Here is a 19,286-nt window from a genome sequence, read left to right as displayed (position 1 = left end):
AACGATCATGGCGAAATTGACCGGCGGGCAGGTGGTCGCCCAGGTCCTGAAGCAGTACGGCGTCGAGTACGTCACCGGCATTCCGGGCCACGGCATCTGGTCGCTCACCGATGCATTCCTGGAGAAGGGGTCCGAGATCCCGTTCATCCAGGTCTACCACGAGCAGAGCGCCACGCACCTCGCGGACGGGTACTACCGGGTGTCCGGTAAGCCGATGGCCGCGGTGGCGTCGATCGGGGCGGGCGCGGCGAACACCGTGCTCGGCCTCGCGACCGCGTACAGCGACTCGACGAGCCTGCTGTGCATCACCGGCGGGCCGCCCACCCACATGCGCGGGCGCGGCCTGCTCCAGGAACTCGAGCGGCACACCGACAACGGCTTTCCGCAGGTCACCGACGCAGTGTCGAAGCGCAGCTGGGTCGCCACCCGCGTGGAGGAACTGCCGTTCATCATGCACCGCGCGTTCAGCACCATGCTGACCGGTCGGCCGGGGCCCGCACACATCGAGGTGCCGATGGACGTGCAGGCCGAGGCCGCCGACGTCTCCCTCCACGACCTCGCACGACGGCTGCCGGTCGGCCTCCAGCAGCCCGACCCGCTGGCGATCGACAAGGCCGTCGACGTGCTCCGTGACTCACGCCGGCCGGTGATCGTCGTCGGCGGCGGCGCCATCACCTCCGACTCGGCCGGCGAAGTGCTCGCCCTCGCCGAGGCGTGGCAGATCCCCGTGGTCACCACGTGGAACGGCAAGGGCGCGTTCCCCGAGGACCACGCGCTGTTCGCCGGCAGCGTCGGCCAGACCGGAACGATCGTGGGCAACGCCGTCGCCTCTCGCGCCGACGTGGTGATCTCCATCGGATGCCGGTTCACCGACTGGTCCTCCTCCAGCTACGCGCAGGGAGTCACGTTCTCGATTCCGCCCGCCAAGCTCATCCACATCGACATCGATCCGCACGAGATAGGCAAGAACTACCCGGCCGAGGTCGGCATCGTCGCCGACGCCAAGCCGACCGTCGCCGCGATCGTCGCCTCCCTCCCCCGCAGCAGCGCCGACCGGTCCGAATACCTCGCCGAACTCGAACAGTTGAAGGCGGAGTGGGAGGCCAAGCTCGCCGGCCGTCGCGATTCCGACCGCTTCCCGTTCACCTCCCAACGCCCCCTCGGCGGCCTGCGGTCGGTGATGGAACGGGACGGCATCATCGTGGCCGGCTCCGGCAACACCCAGGGCGCCGTGAAGCAGACGTTCCCGGTGTATCACCCGCGCACCCACCTGACCTCCGGCGGATTCTCGTCCATGGGCTGGGCCGTGCCCGCCGCGATCGGCGCCAAGCTCGCCGCCCCCGACCGGCAGGTCGCGTGTGTGCTCGGTGACGGCGACTTCCTCATGACGTCGCAGGAGATCGGTGTCTGCGTGCAGCACGACATTCCGGTGGTCTTCGTGGTCCAGGACAACGCGGGCTTCATGTCCATCCGCGGTGGGCAGCGCAAGCAGACCAGCCGGCACATCGGCACCGAGTTCAATCGCCCCGACGGCACTCCGTACAGCCCCGACTTCAAGGCGCTCGGCCAGTCGTTCGGCCTCGAATCGTTCCGGGTGGACGACCCGGCCGACCTCGAGAGCACCTACCGGAAGGCCTTCGCCTCGAAAGCGCCTGCGCTGATCGAGATCCCGACCGATCGCGATGCAGCGGGACCGTGGGTCCCCGGTTGGTGGGACTTCCCCGTTCCCGCGTACATCGAGGATGAGCGTCAGGACGAGTACTGGGCGACCCGAGCCAAGGAACAGCACCTGTGAGAACGTCGGGACACGATCAGATCGACGCGTATTCACCGCTGCGCGAGGGCGCGGTGGTCGATGTGGGCGACTCCGACACGGTCACCGCCGATGTCGTGGTCGTCGGATCCGGGATGGGCGGCTCGACGCTGGCGTGGGCGCTTCGCGATCGGGACGTCGACGTCCTGGTCGTCGAGCGCGGGCGATTCCTCCCCCGCGAGGTGGAGAACTCGCAGGCCGCGGAAATGTTCCTCGAGGGCCGGTACAAGACCGCGGAACCGTGGTTCGACGGCAGCAATGGTGAGCCGTTCCAGCCCGGCGTGTACTACTGGGTGGGAGGCAACACCAAGTTCTACGGCGGCAGCCTCCCCCGCTTCCGCGTCACGGATTTCGAGGAGACGCAGCACTACGACGGTATCTCACCGAAGTGGCCGTTCAGCTACGCCGATCTCGAACCGTTCTATGCCGAGGCGGAGCGCCTCTACCAGGTGCACGGCATCGACGGCGAGGATCCGACGGAACCACCACGGTCGTCTCCGTACCCGTTGCCACCGCTGCCGCACGAGCCGACGATCGAGCGATTCGCGTCCTCCCTCCGCCAGCAGGGACTGCATCCGTTCCACACACCGAACGGCATGAACCTGACCACGCAGGAGCATCGCCGGCAGTCGACGGCATCGGACGGCACCCCGTCGCAGACCGATCACAAGAGTGAAGCGGAGAACCGCGCGCTGCGCCCGGCTCTCGAGTCGGATCGGGTGCGCCTGCTCACCGAGGCGAAGGTGACGCGTCTGCTCACCGATGCGAAGGGCACGCGAATCGTCGCCGCGGAGGCCGAGTTCCGTGGTCGCACGATCCGGATCACGGCCAACCAGTTCGTGGTCTCGGCAGGGGCGGTCAACACCGCGGCACTGCTGCTCCGCTCGGCCGACGAGCGGAATCCGGACGGTCTCGGCAACTCGTCGGGGCTGCTGGGCCGGAACTACATGGTGCACAACAGCACGTTCTTCATGGGCGTCAACCCGTTCCAGAAGAACACGACTGCGTGGCAGAAGACGCTGGGAATCAACGACTGGTACGTCGCGGGCCCGAACAACGAGTACCCGCTCGGCAATCTGCAGATGCTCGGCAAACTGCAGGCCGCGCACGTGAAGGGGGCACGGCCCTGGGCTCCGCTGTGGGCGCTGAAGGCGGTGGTGGATCGCAGCCTCGACATCTACCTCACCACCGAGGATCTGCCGGCGCGGAACAACCGGGTCCGGATCGACGGCGACAGGATCATCGTCGACTGGACACCCAATAACACTGCGCCGCACAGTGAACTGGTTCGCCGCGTCTCCACGGCAGTCCGCAAGGCGGGGTATCCGATCATTCTCACCGAGCGGATGGGGATCGCGACGAACTCGCACATGTGCGGAACCGCGGTCGCGGGTACCGATCCGGCGGCGAGTGTCCTCGACCCCCACTGCCGCAGTCACGACGTCGACAACCTGTGGGTCGTGGACGGATCGTTCTTCTCGTCGTCGGCGGCGCTCAACCCCGCGCTGACCATCGCGGCCAACGCGCTGCGCGTGGCACCCCACATCGCTTCTGCCGCAGTGTGATGTGATCCGATCACGGTTCGCCCGGCCTCGTTCTCAGAGGCCGGGCGAACGCGTGATCACTTCGAGCCGATCCACTCCTCGGCGAGCGGAAAATCCTCCGTCTCGCGGGTTTCCCCGGCCGCACTCGCCACCAACCCGGCGAGGACGGCGCCGGCGAGGACGACGTAGAAGGCCTGCAGGAGCCCGAACTGCTCACCGAGCAGCCCGAGGAGCGGCGGCCCGACCAGAAACGCCATGTACCCGAGCGTCGACACCGCGCTGACGCGTCGCGCGGCGTCGGCACCCGAGTCGGCTGCCGCGGACAGTGCGAGCGGAAATCCAAGAGCGACACCGACACCCCACAACGCACAGCCGAGCGCGGCGAGAACCAGGTTCCCCGCCAGGATCACGATCAGGACCCCCGCCACCGCGAGCGCCGCGGACCAGCGGACGGTCGCAGAGCGGCCGTACCGGTCGACGACGCGCCCGCCGAGTAGGCGGCCCGACGTCATCGCGGCCACGAACACGACGTAGAACGCGGCGCCGGTGGCCGACCCGACGCCGTACCCGTCGACGATTCCCAGTGGAAGCCAATCGTTGGCGCTGCCTTCCGCGAACGCCATGCCCAGCGCGATCAGGCCGAGGAGAACGATCCGGGTGTCCCGCCAGATGGTCGGACCGCCGGACGTGCCGGATCGACGGCGGGTGCGCCCGGCCTCTCGTCCGGTAGCCGGAGGGAGCAGCGCCACGACGCTCACGCTCGACACGAGGACCACGACGGCCAGCACCCCGAGATGCACCGGCACCGGAACATCGAGCAGTTCGGCGACCGCCCCGAGGCCCGCGCCGGCGAGCGTTCCGAGACTGAACGCACCGTGCAGCGACGGAAGGAAGCTGCGTCCCATGCGCTTCTCGATCGCTGCACCCTCGACGTTGAGGGCCACCTCGCACATGCCGAATCCCGCACCGGTGAACGCGAGTCCCAGACCGACCAGGGCCGCGATCGCGACACCCGAACCGAGTCCCACCGTGAACAGGCCGAGGCTCGCGACCGTGGCCGCGGCCGCGATGACGTGACGGGCACCGATCCGGGCGACGACGGGACCGGCGAGCAGCAGCCCCGCCATCGATCCGATCGACAGACCGAGAATGATCAGACCCATGTCGCCCGTGCCGACTCCCAGGGACGAGCGAATGGCCGGGGTGCGGGTCACCCAGGAAGCATAGGTGATCCCCGTTCCGACGAAGATGACGAAAGTTGCTGCTTTCCAGCCGCGCTCACCGCGCTTCAACGGCGGACTCCGGGTAGGCACACCTGTCTCCTGTTCGTCTCGGGGGATGGTTAATCGTATCACCGGGTAACGACACGAAAGGCGGTCCGGCACCTCGGAAGAGGTACCGGACCGCAGGAACCGGAAGTGCCGGACGACCTACCCGGTCGCGACCTCGTGCCTGCTCGTCTCCGATGCCGGCTTGTGGTAGCGCGGCACCAGGCGCATCAGCGCGGGACCGCCGATCGCGATCAGTGCGAGAAGGATGGCCGGCAGAAGCGGCATCCATTCGATACCGAGGTTGTCGACGACGACGGTGATCGCGGCCGGCCCGACGAGCATGCCGACATATCCGATGGCGTTGACCAGACCGATGTTCCGCCCCGCATTCTCGGGATCGCGCCGCCCCGCCGCCGACAGCATGAGTGGCGCCATGCACGCCAGGCCGAGTCCCAGCAGCACGAAGCCGGTGAGGGCGAGCGGCGCCGAGCCACCCAGCATCGCGAGAAGCGCACCGGCGGCACCGATGACACCGCTCGCACCGACGATGAGTCGAGCGCCGAAATACTCGGCCAGCTTGTCGCCGAACAACCGGCCGACGAACTGCGCTCCCGAGTAGAGCGTGACAGCCGTCGCTGCCAGGCCCGCCGTGGTGCCGACCGCGCGGCGAACGAATTCCTGACCCCAGTCCAGAACCGCGCCCTCGCTCAACATCGATCCGAGCAGGAGCACACCGAATCCGATCATCACCAGGAGCGTCGCCGTGGTGGCCGAACGCTTCCCCGGATGCGCGGGGTCGGCGGCGCCCGGAATCTCGTCCTGGTCCGGAGGCAGCAACTCGTCGAGCGAGAGAAGCCATTTGCCGAAGACGACACCGAGTACCGACAGGACCACGCCGATCGAGATGTAGGCGACGGCCGGGCTGTCGGTGAAGTGCCGCGCCAGGGCGCTGCCGACGAGTCCGAGAACGAAACCACCCGCCGGGTAGGCGGCGTGGAACGCGGACATGATGGGTCGCCCGTAGTACCGCTCGACCTGCACACCGTGAGTGTTGAACGCCGTGTCGAAGGCACCGCGGAGCAGTCCGATGAGTACGCCGATCACCATCGCCCCGACCAGTCCGTCGAGGAACGCGAGGGGGATGTAACAGAGGGGGTAGACGACCATCGTGGGCATGGCCGTGTTTCTCGGGCCGTACCGGTCGATGAAGGGGCCGATGGCGAAGCAGCCGACAGCGGCACCGATGCCGATCGACAGCGCGAGGAGGCCGAACTGGGAGTCGCCGCCGTCGCCTTCCCATCCGAGGTGACTACGCAACGAGGTGGTGCTCGTCGACCACATCAACATCACGGCGCCCAGCTGGAAGAAGCCGAAAAATGTCGCGATTCGCGCCTTACGCACGCGTGTATGGTCGAGCACGGGAGCGGTGCCTGCTCCATGTGTTGCCATGATTTCGTCCTTGCGGTAGGTCTCGGATCGCCGCGGGCGCCTACGGGGGTAGGCATCCGTTCAGCGAGTAGCGAGTGCGTGAACTTTCGATCAACGCCGACTGGATGGCCGGAATCTCGAAGAAAACACTACGAAGGTGACGCGCCGCACAACAGGTACAGACCGTGTACCTACTGCGCGCAGACTGCACAGAATGAGAAGCCGGCGCCGACCGTGTCATGGCCGCCCGCTCCGTAATCATGGTCGCCCACTCCGCCGAGCCACGATGGACGACCCCTCGAGCAGATCCAGCCCCTTCACCGCGAGCAGCAGGCTCTGGCGAGTGGCGGCGTCGTCCAGGGATTTGCCCAGGATCGCGGCGATGCGGTCGAGCCGGTTGTACAACGTCCGGCGCTGGATGAAGAGTTTCTCGGCCGCTTCGGTCTTGCGGCCGTCGACGGCGAGGAAGGCGCGCAGTGTCGGCAACAGCGGGGTGGTGGACTGCGCATCCTTCGTGAGCAGTGGGCCGAGTTCGTCCTCGACGAAGCTGGCGAGCTCGGGACCCTGCGCCAACGTCACGAGCAGACGTTCGACGCCGAGGTCGTCGAAATGCAGCATCGGTGAGGCAGGCAGGGAGCGCGACACCGCGGCGGCACTCTTCGCCTGCGTGACCGCGACCTGCAGCATCGATGCGGGCACCGCGCGGCTCATGCCGCCGCCGTGCTCCATCTTCCCGAGCAGGCCCGCGAGTTCGGCGCGGGTTCGGCCGGACTCCGCCGCCACGGCCACGACGTAGTCGCCCATGTCGGCGCTGATCGCACCCGTGTCGATCTGACGGCCGGCCCGCGGCCCGGACGACTCGTCGCGGGCATCCTTGTTCGCGATGACGACGACGATCTGTCCCGACCCCAGCTGATATCCGAGTCTTCCTGCCTGGTCGACGAATTCGGCCCCGGAGAGATCCCCGATCAGCAGTCGCGTGATCAATGCCGTGCTCCGCTGATCGTCCCTCGCTTCCCGGCTGCGGTCGGTCAGCAACGAGATCGCGACGGCCGCGGCGGCACGCTCGGTCGCGAAGGCCGCGGTGGCCCGTTCGGTCGCGGGCCGGTCGGTGAAGACGTGAATCCAGCCCCACGGCTGACCGCGCATCAGGACCGGCCTGCGGACGCATCCGCTGTCGTCGCTGTGGAGGCCCCGCGCGTGCCGGTCCCAGCCCTCGATGCCGGCTTCCTCGTCGAATTCGCCGACGTACGCCATCACGCGATGCGCGATGTTCTCGAGCACCACCGTGCCGTCGGTGAGTTCGGCCAGCGTCTGCACGATCGAGAGGTAGTCGGCGCCGTCCAGGAGGAGGTTCGAGAACGTGGACTCGACTTCCCGTTCGTGGGTGAGCGCCTGCAGGCGCTTGTCGGTCAGGATCTCGTGGACCTGCGACGAGACACCGGCGAACGACACCTCGCGGGCAAGGGCGATGATCGGCAGGCCGCAGGCCTGCCCTTCGGCGACTACTGCATCCGGTACGCGGTCGAACATCCGTCCCGACTCCTCGATGACGAGAGCGGCGGCCCCGGCATGAGCGGCTGCGCGGACGAACACCTGTTGAAGGGCGCCCGTGCTGCCCATTCCGAGCCCGGCGGTCAGGAGTAATTCTCCACCCCGGAGGAAGCGGGCGATATCCGAGATCTCCGAGGAATGCACCCAGCGGACCTCACGGTCGAGGCTGCCCGATCCGGTCAGGACACGGGCTCCCGCGTCTTTCAGGAGATCGATGTCGAGAGCGTCGGCGACGGTGAAAACCATGCTCAATGGTACACAGAACGTGCATGAACCGACGCAAATAGTTCCCACAATGCAACTGTCGGAAACACGTGTGGCACCGCGATGCTGAGTGGCAACAGATCCAGTCCCTCGCTCATCCGAAGGAAGCATCCCATGTCATTCGTTCTCAAGGCCGCCGTCGGTGAACCAGCGCAGCGGGCGAGCAACCCCGCCGTGGTCGACACCGTCGCCGCCGTCATCGCCGATGTCCGCGCGAACGGCGACGACGCCGTCCGGAAGTACTCCGAGAAGTTCGACGGCTGGTCCCCCGAGTCGTTCCGGCTGAGCGAGGACCGGGTGGCGGAGATCGTGAAGTCCGTTCCCGAGACCGTCCTCGACGATCTGCGATTCGCGCAGCGCCAGATTCGCGACTTCGCCCAGGCGCAGCGGGACTCCATCCAGGATCTCGAGGTCGAGACCCTCCCGGGTGTGTTCCTCGGGCACCGCAACGTCCCGATCGACGCGGCTGCCGCCTACGTCCCCGGCGGGCGCTACCCGCTGACCGCTTCCGCGCACATGACGGTTCTCACCGCGAAGGTCGCGGGTGTGGAACGTGTCGCCGCGACGACGCCTCCGAATGCCGGGGAGCCGCCGCAGATCAGTGTCGCGGCGATGCACCTCGCCGGCGCCGACGAGATCTTCGTCCTCGGCGGAGTGCAGGCCGTCGCCGCACTCGCGCTGGGCACCGAGACCATCGACCCGGTGTCCATCCTCACCGGCCCCGGCAACGCCTACGTGGCCGAGGCGAAGCGCCAGCTGTTCGGGGAGGTCGGGATCGACCTCTTCGCCGGTCCGACCGAAACGCTCATCGTCGCCGACGACCTGGCCGACCCGTTCACCATCGCCGTCGATCTGCTGAGCCAGGCCGAGCACGGCCCGGATTCGCCGTGCGTGCTGATCACCACGTCGGAGTCCGTGGGACGAGCGGTGATCGATCACATCGACGCCCTGCTCCCCGGCTTGGTCACCAATGCCATCGCCGGCCCCGCGTGGCGTGATCACGGCCAGATCCACGTGGTGGACACCCTCGACGAGGCGTACCGGCTCGCCGACGTCTTCGCGTCGGAGCACGTCCAGATCCTCACCGAGGACCCCCGTCAGGCCCTGACCTCCATGCGGAACTACGGCGCCCTGTTCCTCGGCGAAGGCACGTGTGTTCCCTACGGCGACAAGCTGATCGGCACCAACCACGTCCTCCCGACGCTCGGTGCGGCCCGCTACACGGGCGGTCTGTGGGTGGGCAAGTTCCTCAAGACGCTCACCTATCAGGAGGTGCGCGACCTCGGCAGCAGCGCGAAGCTCGGCGAGGTGTGCGGCCGCCTGTCGCGTCTGGAGAAGTTCGAGGGACACGCCCGCTCCGGCGACCTTCGCGCCGCCAAGTTCGGCAACGCCCCGCTCCCGTGGGGCGACATCCCGACCCGGGTGACGTCCGAACGATGACCCGCATCGAACACGACCTCCTCGGCGACCGCGAGGTCCCCGACGACGCCTACTACGGCATCCACACGCTGCGGGCGACGGAGAACTTCCCGATCACCGGCATTCCGCTGGCCAGCCATCCCGACCTCGTGTCGGCGCTGGCGTCCGTCAAGCAGGCGGCAGCGCAGTCCAATGCCGGCCTCGGCCTGCTGCCGCGGCGCGAAGCGGACGCCATCGTGGCGGCCTGCGAGGAGATCCGGGCCGGCGCGCTGCGCGACCAGTTCGTCGTGGATGTCATCCAGGGCGGCGCCGGCACGTCGACGAACATGAACGCGAACGAGGTGGTGGCCAACCGGGCTCTGGAATTGCTCGGTCACCGGCGCGGCCGCTACGAGTATCTCCATCCACTCGAGCACGTGAACATGAGCCAGAGCACGAACGACGTCTACCCCACCGCGATCAAGGCCGGCCTGCAAACCGCCCTGACCAGGCTGCGGGCGGCCATGCAGGACTTGGCTGCGGCATTCGCGGTGAAGTCGACGGAGTTCTCCGACGTCCTCAAGGTCGGCCGTACCCAATTGCAGGATGCGGTTCCGATGACCCTCGGCCAGGAGATCGCGACGTTCGCTCTCATGATCGACGAGGATTCTCAGCGGCTGGGGGAGGCGGCGACGCTCATCTCCGAGATCAATCTGGGCGGAACAGCGATCGGGACCGGTCTCAACGCGCACCACGAGTACGCGTGGCGCGTGCGCGAGCACCTTGCTGCGATCACCGGGATCGAAGTGACGACGGCGTCCGACCTGATCGAAGCCACGCAGGACGTCGGGGCGTTCGTCCAGCTGTCCGGGGTCCTCAAGCGGACCGCGGTGAAGCTGTCCAAGATCTGCAACGACCTCCGGCTCCTGTCGTCGGGGCCGCGCGCCGGCTTCGGGGAGATCACGTTGCCGCCCGTGCAGGCGGGGTCGTCGATCATGCCGGGCAAGGTGAACCCGGTGATCCCGGAGGTGGTGAACCAGATCGCCTTCCGGGTCGTCGGCAACGACCTGACCGTGACGATGGCGGCCGAGGGTGGGCAGCTTCAGCTCAATGCCTTCGAGCCGGTCATCGCGCACAGCCTGTTCGAGACGATCGAACTGCTCACTCGCGGATGCACCGTCCTGCGGGAGCGCTGCGTGGTCGGCATCGGCGCGAACATCGACCATCTGAAGAACATGGTGGACGCGTCCATCGGCGTCGTCACCGCCCTCAACCCGCACATCGGGTACACCGCGGCCACCGCGATCGCCGCCGACGCCCTCGCGACCGGGCGCACCGTCGCCGCGCTCGTGCTCGAACGGGGTCTGCTCAGCCGGGAGCAACTCGACGACGTGCTGCGGCCGGAGAACCTCACTCGACCGCTCGTGCCCTGACGGCGGCGAGCAGCTCATCCCCCGTCGGGATGAGTTGCTCGCGTGGGGTTGACATCCACCACACTGCCGCTAACCTTTAGTTATACGTATAACCACTTCACCGACTGCCGGTTCGCGTCGACCCGCCCGGCAGAACGTCGACACCACTCTCTACGACCGAGGAGCAGTACCCATGAGCGACGCATACGTGGGGGAGCCCACAGGCCCGAGCAAACACAGCTACGACGTCGTCATCGTCGGCAGCGGAATGGGCGGCGGAACGCTCGCCTACGCGCTCGCGGACTCGGGAGTCGATGTGCTTCTGATCGAGCGCGGCGACTTCCTGCCGCAGGAAAAGCAGAACTGGGACCCCCGGGAAGTCTTCGAGGGACACCGGTACGCGAACGCCGAGCAGTGGTACGACCCCGAGGGGAGGCCGTTCAGCCCCGGCACGTACTACTACGTCGGCGGGAACACCAAGCTGTACGGTTCGTCGCTCGTCCGGTTCCGTCGGGAAGACTTCCAGTCGACGCAACACGAGGACGGCGAATCTCCCGAGTGGCCCTTCACGTACGACGACTTCGCGCCGTATTACGCACGGGCAGAACAGGTGTACCGGGTCCACGGCGATCACACCGACGACCCCACGCTCCCCCGTGACGAGCCCTTCCCCTACCCGGCGATCGGACACGAGCCACCGGTGCAGGAGGCGGCCGACGCACTGCGGCGTCTCGGATACACGCCGTCGAACATCCCACTGGGCATCGATCTGCGGGACGGCGGCGGATGTATCCGCTGTCAGACCTGCGACGGGTTCCCCTGCCGGGTACTGGCGAAGTCGGACGCGGATGTGCGCTGCGTCCGGCCGGCCGTCGCGTCCGGCTCGGTGGAACTGCTGACCAACGCGTACGCCGAGCGCGTCCTCACCGACGAGACCGGCAAACAGGCCACCGGCGTACGACTCCGGCACCGCGGCACCGAAGTCGTCGTCGACGCACGCACCGTGGTGGTGTCCTGTGGCGCCGTCAACTCCGCGGCGCTGCTGCTACGGTCGGCGAACGCCGCACACCCGGACGGTCTCGCCAACTCCTCCGGCATGGTCGGACGAAACTACATGGTGCACAACAACTCCATCATGGTCGGCATCAACCCGCTGAAGAAGAACACATCCGAGTTCCAGAAGACGTTGTACATCAACGATTTCTACACCCACGGCACCGCGGACCACCCCTATCCGCTGGGACACGTGCAACTCATCGGCAAGTTGCAGGGCGAGATGATCAAGGGCCAGCGGCCGCTGATCCCCAAGTGGGCGCTGAGCCAGGCCACCGCGCGCAGCATGGATTGGTGGCTGTTCACCGAGGATCTGCCGGATCCGGACAACCGCGTCACCCTCACCGACGACGGCAACATCCAGATCGCGTGGACCCCCAACAACACTCGCGCCCACGAGGTACTCGTCCGCGAGGTGCGGAAGATCCTCCGGAAGATCGGCTATCCGTTCGTCTTCAGCCAGGGCACCGGCATCGAGGTCAACTCCCACCAGGCCGGCACCGTGCGGGCCGGAACCGACCCCGCGACCTCCGTGCTCGACGCCGACTGCCGCGCCCACGACGTCGACAACCTGTACGTCGTCGACTCGTCCTTCTTCCCGTCCCTGCCCGTGATGAACCCTGCCCTGTCCATCGCGGCCAACGCCTTCCGCGTCGCCGAGAGCATCGCCGACCGAATCGGCAAGACCCGTTCCCACGACACCCCGGCCCAGTCCGCGTCCCTGTGACGCTTCGCCCCCACCACACCCAGAAAGCCTCTTCGATGACAACACAGAAACTCACCGGCGGACAGATGGTCGTCGACTTCCTCATCCGCGAGGGAGTCGAGAAGGTCTTCGCGATCCCCGGACACGGCAACACCGCCCTCCTCGACGCGTTCGTCGACCGAGCCGACGAGATCGAACTGGTGCCGGCCATGCACGAACAGGGCGCCGCTCACATGGCCGACGGCTACTACCGGGCATCCGGCAAGATCGCCGCGATCTGTACCTCCATCGGACCGGGCGCGACCAACACCCTCACCGGACTCGCGACGGCCTTCGCCGACTCGATGCCGATGCTCCTGATCACCGGTGCCGTGCACACCTACATGGAGAACCGCGGGGTGCTCCAGGAGATCGACCGCCCGCACGGCAACAACTTTCCCCGCATGGTGGAACCGGTGGTCAAGCGCTGGTGGCAGCCCAGCCGCCTCGAACAGCTTCCGGTGGCGCTCGCTCAGGCGTTCAACACCATGCACGAGGGCAGGCGCGGACCCGTGCTCGTCGACATCCCGCAGGACCTGCAGGCCGAGTACGGCGACCACACCCCCGACACCGGTGCCCGCCGTCCCGCCACCCGCGCAACCGGTGACCCGGCCGTGATCGCCGAGGCCGCACGCCTGCTGGCCGGTGCGAAACGTCCCGTCATCGTGGCCGGCGGCGGCGTCATCCACGCCGAGGCCGCCGCCGAGTTGATGGCCGTCGCCGAGCACCTCGGCGCACCGGTGACGCACTCGTTCCAGGGCAAGGGCGCGTTCCCCGCCGACCACGACCTCTACGCGTGGCCGTGCGGCGACATGGGTTCGATTCCCGGCAACGGCGTGACCCGCACAGCCGACGTGATCCTCGCCGTCGGCTGCCGGTTCAGCGACCGCATCACGTCGTCGTACCGTCCCGGCGTCACGTTCGACATCCCGAACACCAAGCTCGTGCAGATCGACATCGACGGCTTCGAGATCGGCCGCAACTACCCGGTCGAGGTCGGCGTCGTCGGCGACGCGAAAACGTCCCTCGCCGCGCTGCGCGACGTGCTCGCCGACCTCGGGCCTGCCCTCGACTACCGCAACACCGACTACTTCTCCGAACTGCAGGACCTCAAGGCGCAGTGGGAAGAGCACCTGCGGCCGATGCGGACCACCGACTACCTGCCGATGACCAACTCACGGGCGATGGTCGAGATCCGCAAGGCCCTTCCGCGCGAGGGCATTCTGGTCACCGACTCGTCCAACCCCGCGAACCAGGCGTTCAACGAGTTCCCGATCTACGGGCCGAAGACCAACATCGTGGCCGGCGGCTTCTCCGGCATCGGATTCGGTGTGCCCGCCGCGATCGGTGCGCAGATCGGCGCCCCGGACACCCCGGTCCTGGCGATGGTCGGCGACGGCAGCTTCCTCCAGACCGGCACCGAGATCGCGACCGCCGCGATGCTCGGGGTGCCGCTGGTGATCGTCGTACTCAACAACGGCGGCTGGGAGGCGATCAAGGACCTCCAGATCAGCCTGTTCGGTGAAGAACGCGAAATCATCTCCGGGTGGAAGAACCTCGACGGGACACCGTATTTCGCCGACATCACCCGATTCGCTCAGTCACTCGGCTGCAGCGCCGAGCGCGTCGAGGACCCGGAGAAGCTGGCCGACGCGATCGAGCGCGCGTTCGCGACGCCGGGCCCGGTGATCATCGAGGCGATGAGCGCCCACGAGCTGCCGTGGACGGAAATGCACCCGACCGGCTGGTGGGACATCACCGTTCCCGCATACCACGGCGAGGTTCGTGACGACTACGTCGCGCAACGCGGATTCTGATCGGAGACCGGCATGGGACAGATCAAACTCGGTCTGAATCTGGAGTTCGCCCGCTTCGAGAACGGGTCGTTCGACTGGGCCATGGACCAGGCCGCGGCGATCGGCTACAAGTACGTCGAGCCGATGGTCTACTGGGGCCGCGAGTTGCTGAGCACGGCCGGGTACTTCCACACCCGGTCGATGCTCGACGACCCGCTGATCATGCGGGACGCCGCCGAATCACGCGGGCTGAGCATCTCCTCGCTGTCCAGTCATGCACCGCTGGCCAAGCCGGACGTGAGCGTCGACTATCTGAAGCAGTCGATCCGCTACGCGGCCGAGGTCGGGTCCCCGATGATCATGGTCGACGACGGACCGCTGCCGACGTGGACCACCGAGGCGGAGAACTACACGCTGATGCGGTACACGCTGCAGGAGGCGGCGAAGGTCGCCGAACCGCGCGGCATCAAGATCGCGATCGAGACGCACGGCGAGTACACCGCGACCCCGGAGCGGCTCGAGAAGATCATGACGCTGATCGACAGCCCGGCGCTGACGATCAACCTCGACACCGGCAACAGCTACCTCAGTGAGAACGACCCGCACGAGTGGCTGGAGCAGATCGTCGGTGGCGTCACGCACCTGCACGCCAAGGACATCGGTATCGAGGACGCGAAACGGCTGCGCGGCAAGGTCCGCGGCATGCTCGGCTGCGCCTGCGGCGACGGCGTCATCGACTGGGAACGCATCGTGAAGACCCTGCACGACGCCGACCACGACGTCGTCCTGTCGGTCGAATGCGGCGGCCTCGACGCCGCGAAGAAGAGCTACACCTACCTCACAGATCTGATCACCCGCATCCAGGGCAGCTGACAACGGCGTCGCCGGTCCTGCAGGTGATCTCGCGACACGCTGGGTCCTGAACCGACATTCGAGTCTCCGGTGCGTCGCGTCCACCGTGCCGCCCGACACCCCGTGTGTCGGGCGGCACGCTTCACCCCTACCAGTACTGCGGATGGCGATAGGCGCGATCCAGGAAGAGCGTGTCATGAATACTCCTGCCCGAACCGAGGCACGTCATCGCGTGGTGATCATCGGTTCCGGATTCGGCGGCCTGTTCGCCGCGAAGGCGTTACGCCGCGCCGACGTCGACGTGCTCGTCGTCGACCGCACCAGCCACCACCTGTTCCAGCCGCTGCTGTACCAGGTGGCGACCGGAATCCTGTCCGAGGGCGAGATCGCACCGTCGACCCGGATGGTGCTGAAGAAGCAGTCGAACGCCTCGGTGATGCTGGGGGACGTCACCGACATCGACCTGGCCGCGCGCACGATCAACTCGACCCACCAGGGCAGAACGACCACCACCGAGTACGACAGTCTGATCGTCTCGGCCGGAGCCCGGCAGTCGTATTTCGGTAACGACCACTTCGCCGAACACGCCCCCGGCATGAAGTCCATCGATGACGCACTCGAACTCCGCGGCCGGATACTGGGCGCATTCGAACGAGCCGAACTGTCGACCGACCCGGAGGAGCGCGCCCGCCTCCTGACGTTCGTGGTGGTCGGTGCAGGACCGACCGGGGTGGAAACGGCAGGTCAGATAGCGGAACTGGCCCACCGAACCCTCGTCGGGGCGTACCGGAACATCGATACCCGCGACGCCCGGATCGTCCTGCTCGACGCCGCGTCCGCGGTGTTGCCGCCGTTCGGCGACCGGCTCGGGTCCGCCGCGGCCGAGCGCCTCGAGAAGATCGGTGTCGAGGTGCGGCTCGGGGCGGCCGTCACCGACGTCGACGCGGACGGCGTGACGATCAAGGACGGACGAGGCGAGACCGTCCGCATCGAATCCGCGTGCAAGGTGTGGTCGGCGGGCGTGGAAGCCAGCCCGCTGGCCAGGCAGCTGGCCGAGCAGTCGGGGGCCGAACTCGACCGCGCCGGGCGGATCGCCGTCCGCGAGGACCTGACGGTGCCGGGACACCGCGAGGTGTTCGTGATCGGCGACATGATGGCGCGCGACCGCCTCCCCGGGGTGGCGCAGGTCGCGATCCAGGGTGGCCGCTACGCGGCGCGGCAGATCTCGGCCGATGCCGGCGGGCGCGCGACGTCACCCGACCGTGTTCCGTTCCGATACCGGGACAAGGGGTCGATGGCGACGATCTCGAGGTTCAACGCGGTCGTGAAGGTCGGGTGCATCGAACTCGCAGGATTTCTGGCGTGGATCCTGTGGCTGGCCGTCCACGTCGTCTACGTCGTCGGGTTCCGGAGCCGGCTGTCCACGCTCATGTCGTGGACGTGGACCTTCCTCGGGTCGTGGCGGGGACAGATGACGGTCACCGACCAACAGGTGGTGGCACGCAACGTCATGGGCAAACTCGTTCTCCTCGACCGGGGTGAGGACGACGATGACGCTGTTGTCGCCAGAGCGAGCTGACACCCGGATGACGCGCGCGGTCCGGCCGATAAGCTGGGCTCGGTAACCGTGCGACGGAGAGGATCGGCATTCGTGACCACGATGCACGACGTCGCCCGAGCGGCAGGCGTGTCGCAGGCCGCGGTCTCGTACGCGTACAACCAGCCCCACAAGCTGTCGGCGGCCCGGCGCGCCCACATATTCCAGGTGGCCGCGGAGCTCGGGTACGCCGGCCCCAACCCCGCGGGCCGCAATCTCCGCACCGGGCAGGTCGGTGCGCTGGGGCTGATGATCACCGACTCGTTGCGCTACGCGTTCGACGATCCGGCCACCTCGCAGTTGCTGAAGGGCATATCGGAGGTCGGTGAACTCGCCGAGGTCGCGCTGACCCTGCTGCCCTGCCCACTCGAGTCGACCCGGGTGGCCGAGGGATCCGGCGTGCTCGTGCGGGGCGCGGTGGACGGCTTCCTCGCGTACGCGATGCCGGACGGCCACCCCGGAATGCAGACGGCGATGAGCCGCCGGCTGCCGATAGTCGTGATCGACGGCCCCAACCCTGGCGGACTGCCGCGCGTCGGAATCCGGGATCGGCAGGCCGCCAAGGAAATCGCGGAGCATGTTCTGTCGCTCGGGCACCGGCGTGTCGGGTTTCTCGTCGACCGGCTCGTCCCCGACGGCAAGGGCGGGCCCGTCGACGCCGCCCGCATCAGGGCCGCACGAGACCACGTGATGAAGGAACGCCTCGCCGGATACGCGTCCGCCTGCCGCACATTCACGGTGCCGTGGTCGTCCGCCGTGGTCGTCGAAGCCGGCGGGTTCGACTACGAACTGTCCCGCACCGCCGTCGAGACGCTGCTCGATGCCGGTCCCGTGACCGCCGTGATCGCAGCCTCCGACCTGCTGGCCCTCGCGGCCATCGACGTCGCACAGGAACGTGGACTCCGGGTGCCGCAGGATCTGTCGGTGGTCGGTTTCGACGACATCCCCGCGGCCCGAGCCGCCGGACTCACGACGGTCCGGCAACCGCTCGTCGACAAGGGCCGCGAGGCCGCGCAACTGCTCCTCGACATCATCGGCGGCGGGGCGGGACGGGAAATCACACTCGCCACCGAGCTCGTCGTCCGGGAGAGCTCCGGGCCCGTTCCCGCGGATCGGTGAGTTACCCTACTGCGCCTCGCAGTTCGGGATTGCCGTCGACGATGGAGTAGAGCGCCTCGGTGATCGCCTTCACCCGCGCGAGTCGCGTCAATTCCCGCGGTACCACCAACCAGTAGGTGCGGTGCGCGATGAAGTCGTCGCGGAGAACCGGCACGAGATCCTCGTCCAGCGCCCCGATGTAGCTCGGCAGCGGCGCGATCCCGACTCCGTGCTTCACGGCCTGGTAGTGGCCCGCGATGTTGTTGGTCTGGATCTGGGCCTGGAAATCCGGAATCAGCGCGTCGAGGATACGCAGCGGTTCGACATCGAGGAACGCATCCACGTACCAGATGAGCGTGTGATGCCGGAGATCCTCGAGTGACGTGATGGGGTCGTGTTGGTCCAGGTAGCGCCGTGACGCGTACAGACGGAGGTCGTACTCGGCCAGTTTGCGGACCACGACGGACCGCGGCGACGGCCGCTCGAGGGTGACCGCGATGTCGAAGTCGCGCCCGGTCAGCAGGTCGTGGGTGGTCGACGTGACGAGTTCGGTGAACAGATCGGGGTGTTCGGACCGCAGAGCGGCCAACCCCGGCACCAGCACGAACGACCCGAAACCGTCGGGAGTGATGATGCGGACGGTGCCCGTCAGCCCGCCCAGGGACGACGTTTCGTCGAGAGCGGCGAGCACCGCGGATTCCACCGCCTCTGCGTGGGGAACCAGTCGCCGACCCGCTTCGGTGAGCTGCCACCCCGACACGCCACGATCGAAAAGTCTGGTGCCCGTGTCTTTCTCGAGTCGAGTGATTCTCCGCGAGACGGTCGTGTGATCGACACCGAGCCGCTTCGCCGCGTCGGCGAGGCGGCCGGTTCTCGACAACTCCAGGAGGTAACGCATGTTGTCTGCGGTGAACATCGCCCTCATCCCTCGTGCAAAAGTGCAGTCCGAAGTGCCATTTTACTCGTTGACGCAGGTATTGTTGCCCAGCAGACTCGTGGGCACCCCACCTTTCCAGGAGTGAACCCCATGGCCGTTATCTCGCATTGGCTCAACAACAAGTCCTACCCCGGAACGCGTGTCGATACCGCTCCGGTGACGAACCCGGCGACCGGTGCCGTCACCGGTCAGGTGGCCCTGGCCGGCGTCGAAGACGCCCGCGCCGTCATCGACGCCGCCGCGGCCGCGTTCCCCGCCTGGCGCGACACCTCCCTCGCCAAGCGCACCCAGGTAATCTTCACATTCCGGGAACTGCTCAACGCCCGCAAGGGCGAGTTGGCGGAGATCATCACCGCCGAACACGGCAAGGTCGTCTCCGACGCCCTGGGTGAGGTCTCCCGCGGCCAGGAAGTCGTCGAATTCGCCTGCGGCATCGCGCACCTACTCAAGGGCGGCATGACCGAAAACGCCTCCACCAACATCGACGTCTCCTCCCTCCGCCAACCCGTCGGCCCGGTCGGGAT

At 67.5% G+C, this 19,286-nt stretch carries 13 protein-coding genes and 1 pseudogene; 10 read left to right on the top strand and 4 right to left on the bottom strand.

What is annotated here, in order from left to right; all coding sequences use genetic code 11:
• Positions 1–7 precede the first annotated feature (7 nt).
• Both AZG88_RS11260 and AZG88_RS11255 read left to right on the top strand, forming a co-directional pair.
• Positions 8–1,795, top strand: coding sequence for a thiamine pyrophosphate-binding protein (locus tag AZG88_RS11260; RefSeq protein ID WP_061697726.1), 1,788 nt, complete (start codon positions 8–10; stop codon positions 1,793–1,795).
• Entirely contained in the window at positions 1,792–3,378 is a 1,587-nt protein-coding gene (locus AZG88_RS11255; protein WP_061697723.1) for a GMC oxidoreductase, read from the top strand. Before AZG88_RS11260 ends, AZG88_RS11255 begins: the two co-directional genes overlap by 4 nt.
• Positions 3,379–3,434: 56 nt before the next feature.
• Here the strand turns inward: AZG88_RS11255 and AZG88_RS11250 are convergent, their stop codons facing one another.
• The 3 genes and pseudogenes from AZG88_RS11250 to AZG88_RS11240 form a co-directional block, all read right to left on the bottom strand.
• Positions 3,435–4,670 (bottom strand): MFS transporter, encoded by a 1,236-nt coding sequence (locus AZG88_RS11250; RefSeq protein WP_061697722.1) that lies wholly within the window; start codon positions 4,668–4,670, stop codon positions 3,435–3,437.
• Positions 4,671–4,787: 117 nt separating this feature from the next.
• Positions 4,788–6,104: pseudogene (locus AZG88_RS55275) on the bottom strand (MFS transporter); the annotation flags it as partial.
• Between the two features lie 210 nt (positions 6,105–6,314).
• Positions 6,315–7,856 carry a PucR family transcriptional regulator gene (locus AZG88_RS11240; protein WP_061697721.1) on the bottom strand — a complete coding sequence of 514 codons (1,542 nt, stop codon included), beginning with the start codon at positions 7,854–7,856 and terminating at the stop codon, positions 6,315–6,317.
• Between the two features lie 132 nt (positions 7,857–7,988).
• On the opposite strand from AZG88_RS11240, the gene hisD reads away from it, so the two are divergent.
• From hisD to AZG88_RS11205, 7 genes are all read left to right on the top strand, one after another.
• Entirely contained in the window at positions 7,989–9,314 is a 1,326-nt protein-coding gene (gene hisD, locus AZG88_RS11235) for a histidinol dehydrogenase (RefSeq protein WP_005244770.1), read from the top strand.
• Positions 9,311–10,705 (top strand): aspartate ammonia-lyase, encoded by a 1,395-nt coding sequence (locus tag AZG88_RS11230; protein WP_061697720.1) that lies wholly within the window; start codon positions 9,311–9,313, stop codon positions 10,703–10,705. Before hisD ends, AZG88_RS11230 begins: the two co-directional genes overlap by 4 nt.
• Positions 10,706–10,877: 172 nt before the next feature.
• The gene (locus AZG88_RS11225) at positions 10,878–12,464 is read left to right on the top strand and encodes a GMC oxidoreductase (RefSeq protein WP_061697719.1); all 1,587 of its coding nucleotides are present in this window, start codon (positions 10,878–10,880) and stop codon (positions 12,462–12,464) included.
• A 35-nt stretch (positions 12,465–12,499) separates the two neighbouring features.
• Positions 12,500–14,299, top strand: a complete 1,800-nt coding sequence (locus AZG88_RS11220; protein WP_061697718.1) for a thiamine pyrophosphate-binding protein — start codon at positions 12,500–12,502, stop codon at positions 14,297–14,299.
• A 12-nt stretch (positions 14,300–14,311) separates the two neighbouring features.
• On the top strand, positions 14,312–15,151 hold the full coding sequence (locus AZG88_RS11215; protein WP_061697717.1) for a sugar phosphate isomerase/epimerase family protein: 840 nt from the start codon (positions 14,312–14,314) through the stop codon (positions 15,149–15,151).
• Between the two features lie 175 nt (positions 15,152–15,326).
• Positions 15,327–16,709: an NAD(P)/FAD-dependent oxidoreductase gene (locus AZG88_RS11210; RefSeq protein WP_061697716.1), complete on the top strand. Its 1,383-nt coding sequence runs from the start codon at positions 15,327–15,329 to the stop codon at positions 16,707–16,709.
• 72 nt (positions 16,710–16,781) lie between these two features.
• Positions 16,782–17,846, top strand: a complete 1,065-nt coding sequence (locus tag AZG88_RS11205) for a LacI family DNA-binding transcriptional regulator (RefSeq protein WP_025431776.1) — start codon at positions 16,782–16,784, stop codon at positions 17,844–17,846.
• A 1-nt stretch (position 17,847) separates the two neighbouring features.
• Here the strand turns inward: AZG88_RS11205 and AZG88_RS11200 are convergent, their stop codons facing one another.
• Entirely contained in the window at positions 17,848–18,741 is an 894-nt protein-coding gene (locus tag AZG88_RS11200; RefSeq protein WP_005566524.1) for a LysR family transcriptional regulator, read from the bottom strand.
• A 111-nt stretch (positions 18,742–18,852) separates the two neighbouring features.
• Here AZG88_RS11200 and AZG88_RS11195 point away from each other — a divergent pair.
• Positions 18,853–19,286, top strand: a 434-nt coding sequence (locus tag AZG88_RS11195) for an aldehyde dehydrogenase family protein (RefSeq protein ID WP_156517464.1), incomplete at its 3' end; no start/stop codon positions are given.

Origin of the sequence: Rhodococcus sp. LB1 (assembly GCF_001583455.1) — a bacterium.
Lineage (GTDB): Bacteria > Actinomycetota > Actinomycetes > Mycobacteriales > Mycobacteriaceae > Rhodococcus_F > Rhodococcus_F opacus.
Note: the sequence above shows the minus strand (reverse complement) of the source record. Positions and strands in the feature narration are given on the sequence as shown.

Coding starts and splice junctions, on each gene's coding strand:
- AZG88_RS11260 (WP_061697726.1), top strand. CDS start 8: ATGGCGAAATTGACCGGCGGGCAGGTGGTCGCCCAGGTCCTGAAGCAG.
- AZG88_RS11240 (WP_061697721.1), bottom strand. CDS start 7,856: ATGGTTTTCACCGTCGCCGACGCTCTCGACATCGATCTCCTGAAAGAC.
- hisD (WP_005244770.1), top strand. CDS start 7,989: ATGTCATTCGTTCTCAAGGCCGCCGTCGGTGAACCAGCGCAGCGGGCG.
- AZG88_RS11230 (WP_061697720.1), top strand. CDS start 9,311: ATGACCCGCATCGAACACGACCTCCTCGGCGACCGCGAGGTCCCCGAC.
- AZG88_RS11225 (WP_061697719.1), top strand. CDS start 10,878: ATGAGCGACGCATACGTGGGGGAGCCCACAGGCCCGAGCAAACACAGC.
- AZG88_RS11220 (WP_061697718.1), top strand. CDS start 12,500: ATGACAACACAGAAACTCACCGGCGGACAGATGGTCGTCGACTTCCTC.
- AZG88_RS11215 (WP_061697717.1), top strand. CDS start 14,312: ATGGGACAGATCAAACTCGGTCTGAATCTGGAGTTCGCCCGCTTCGAG.
- AZG88_RS11210 (WP_061697716.1), top strand. CDS start 15,327: ATGAATACTCCTGCCCGAACCGAGGCACGTCATCGCGTGGTGATCATC.
- AZG88_RS11200 (WP_005566524.1), bottom strand. CDS start 18,741: ATGTTCACCGCAGACAACATGCGTTACCTCCTGGAGTTGTCGAGAACC.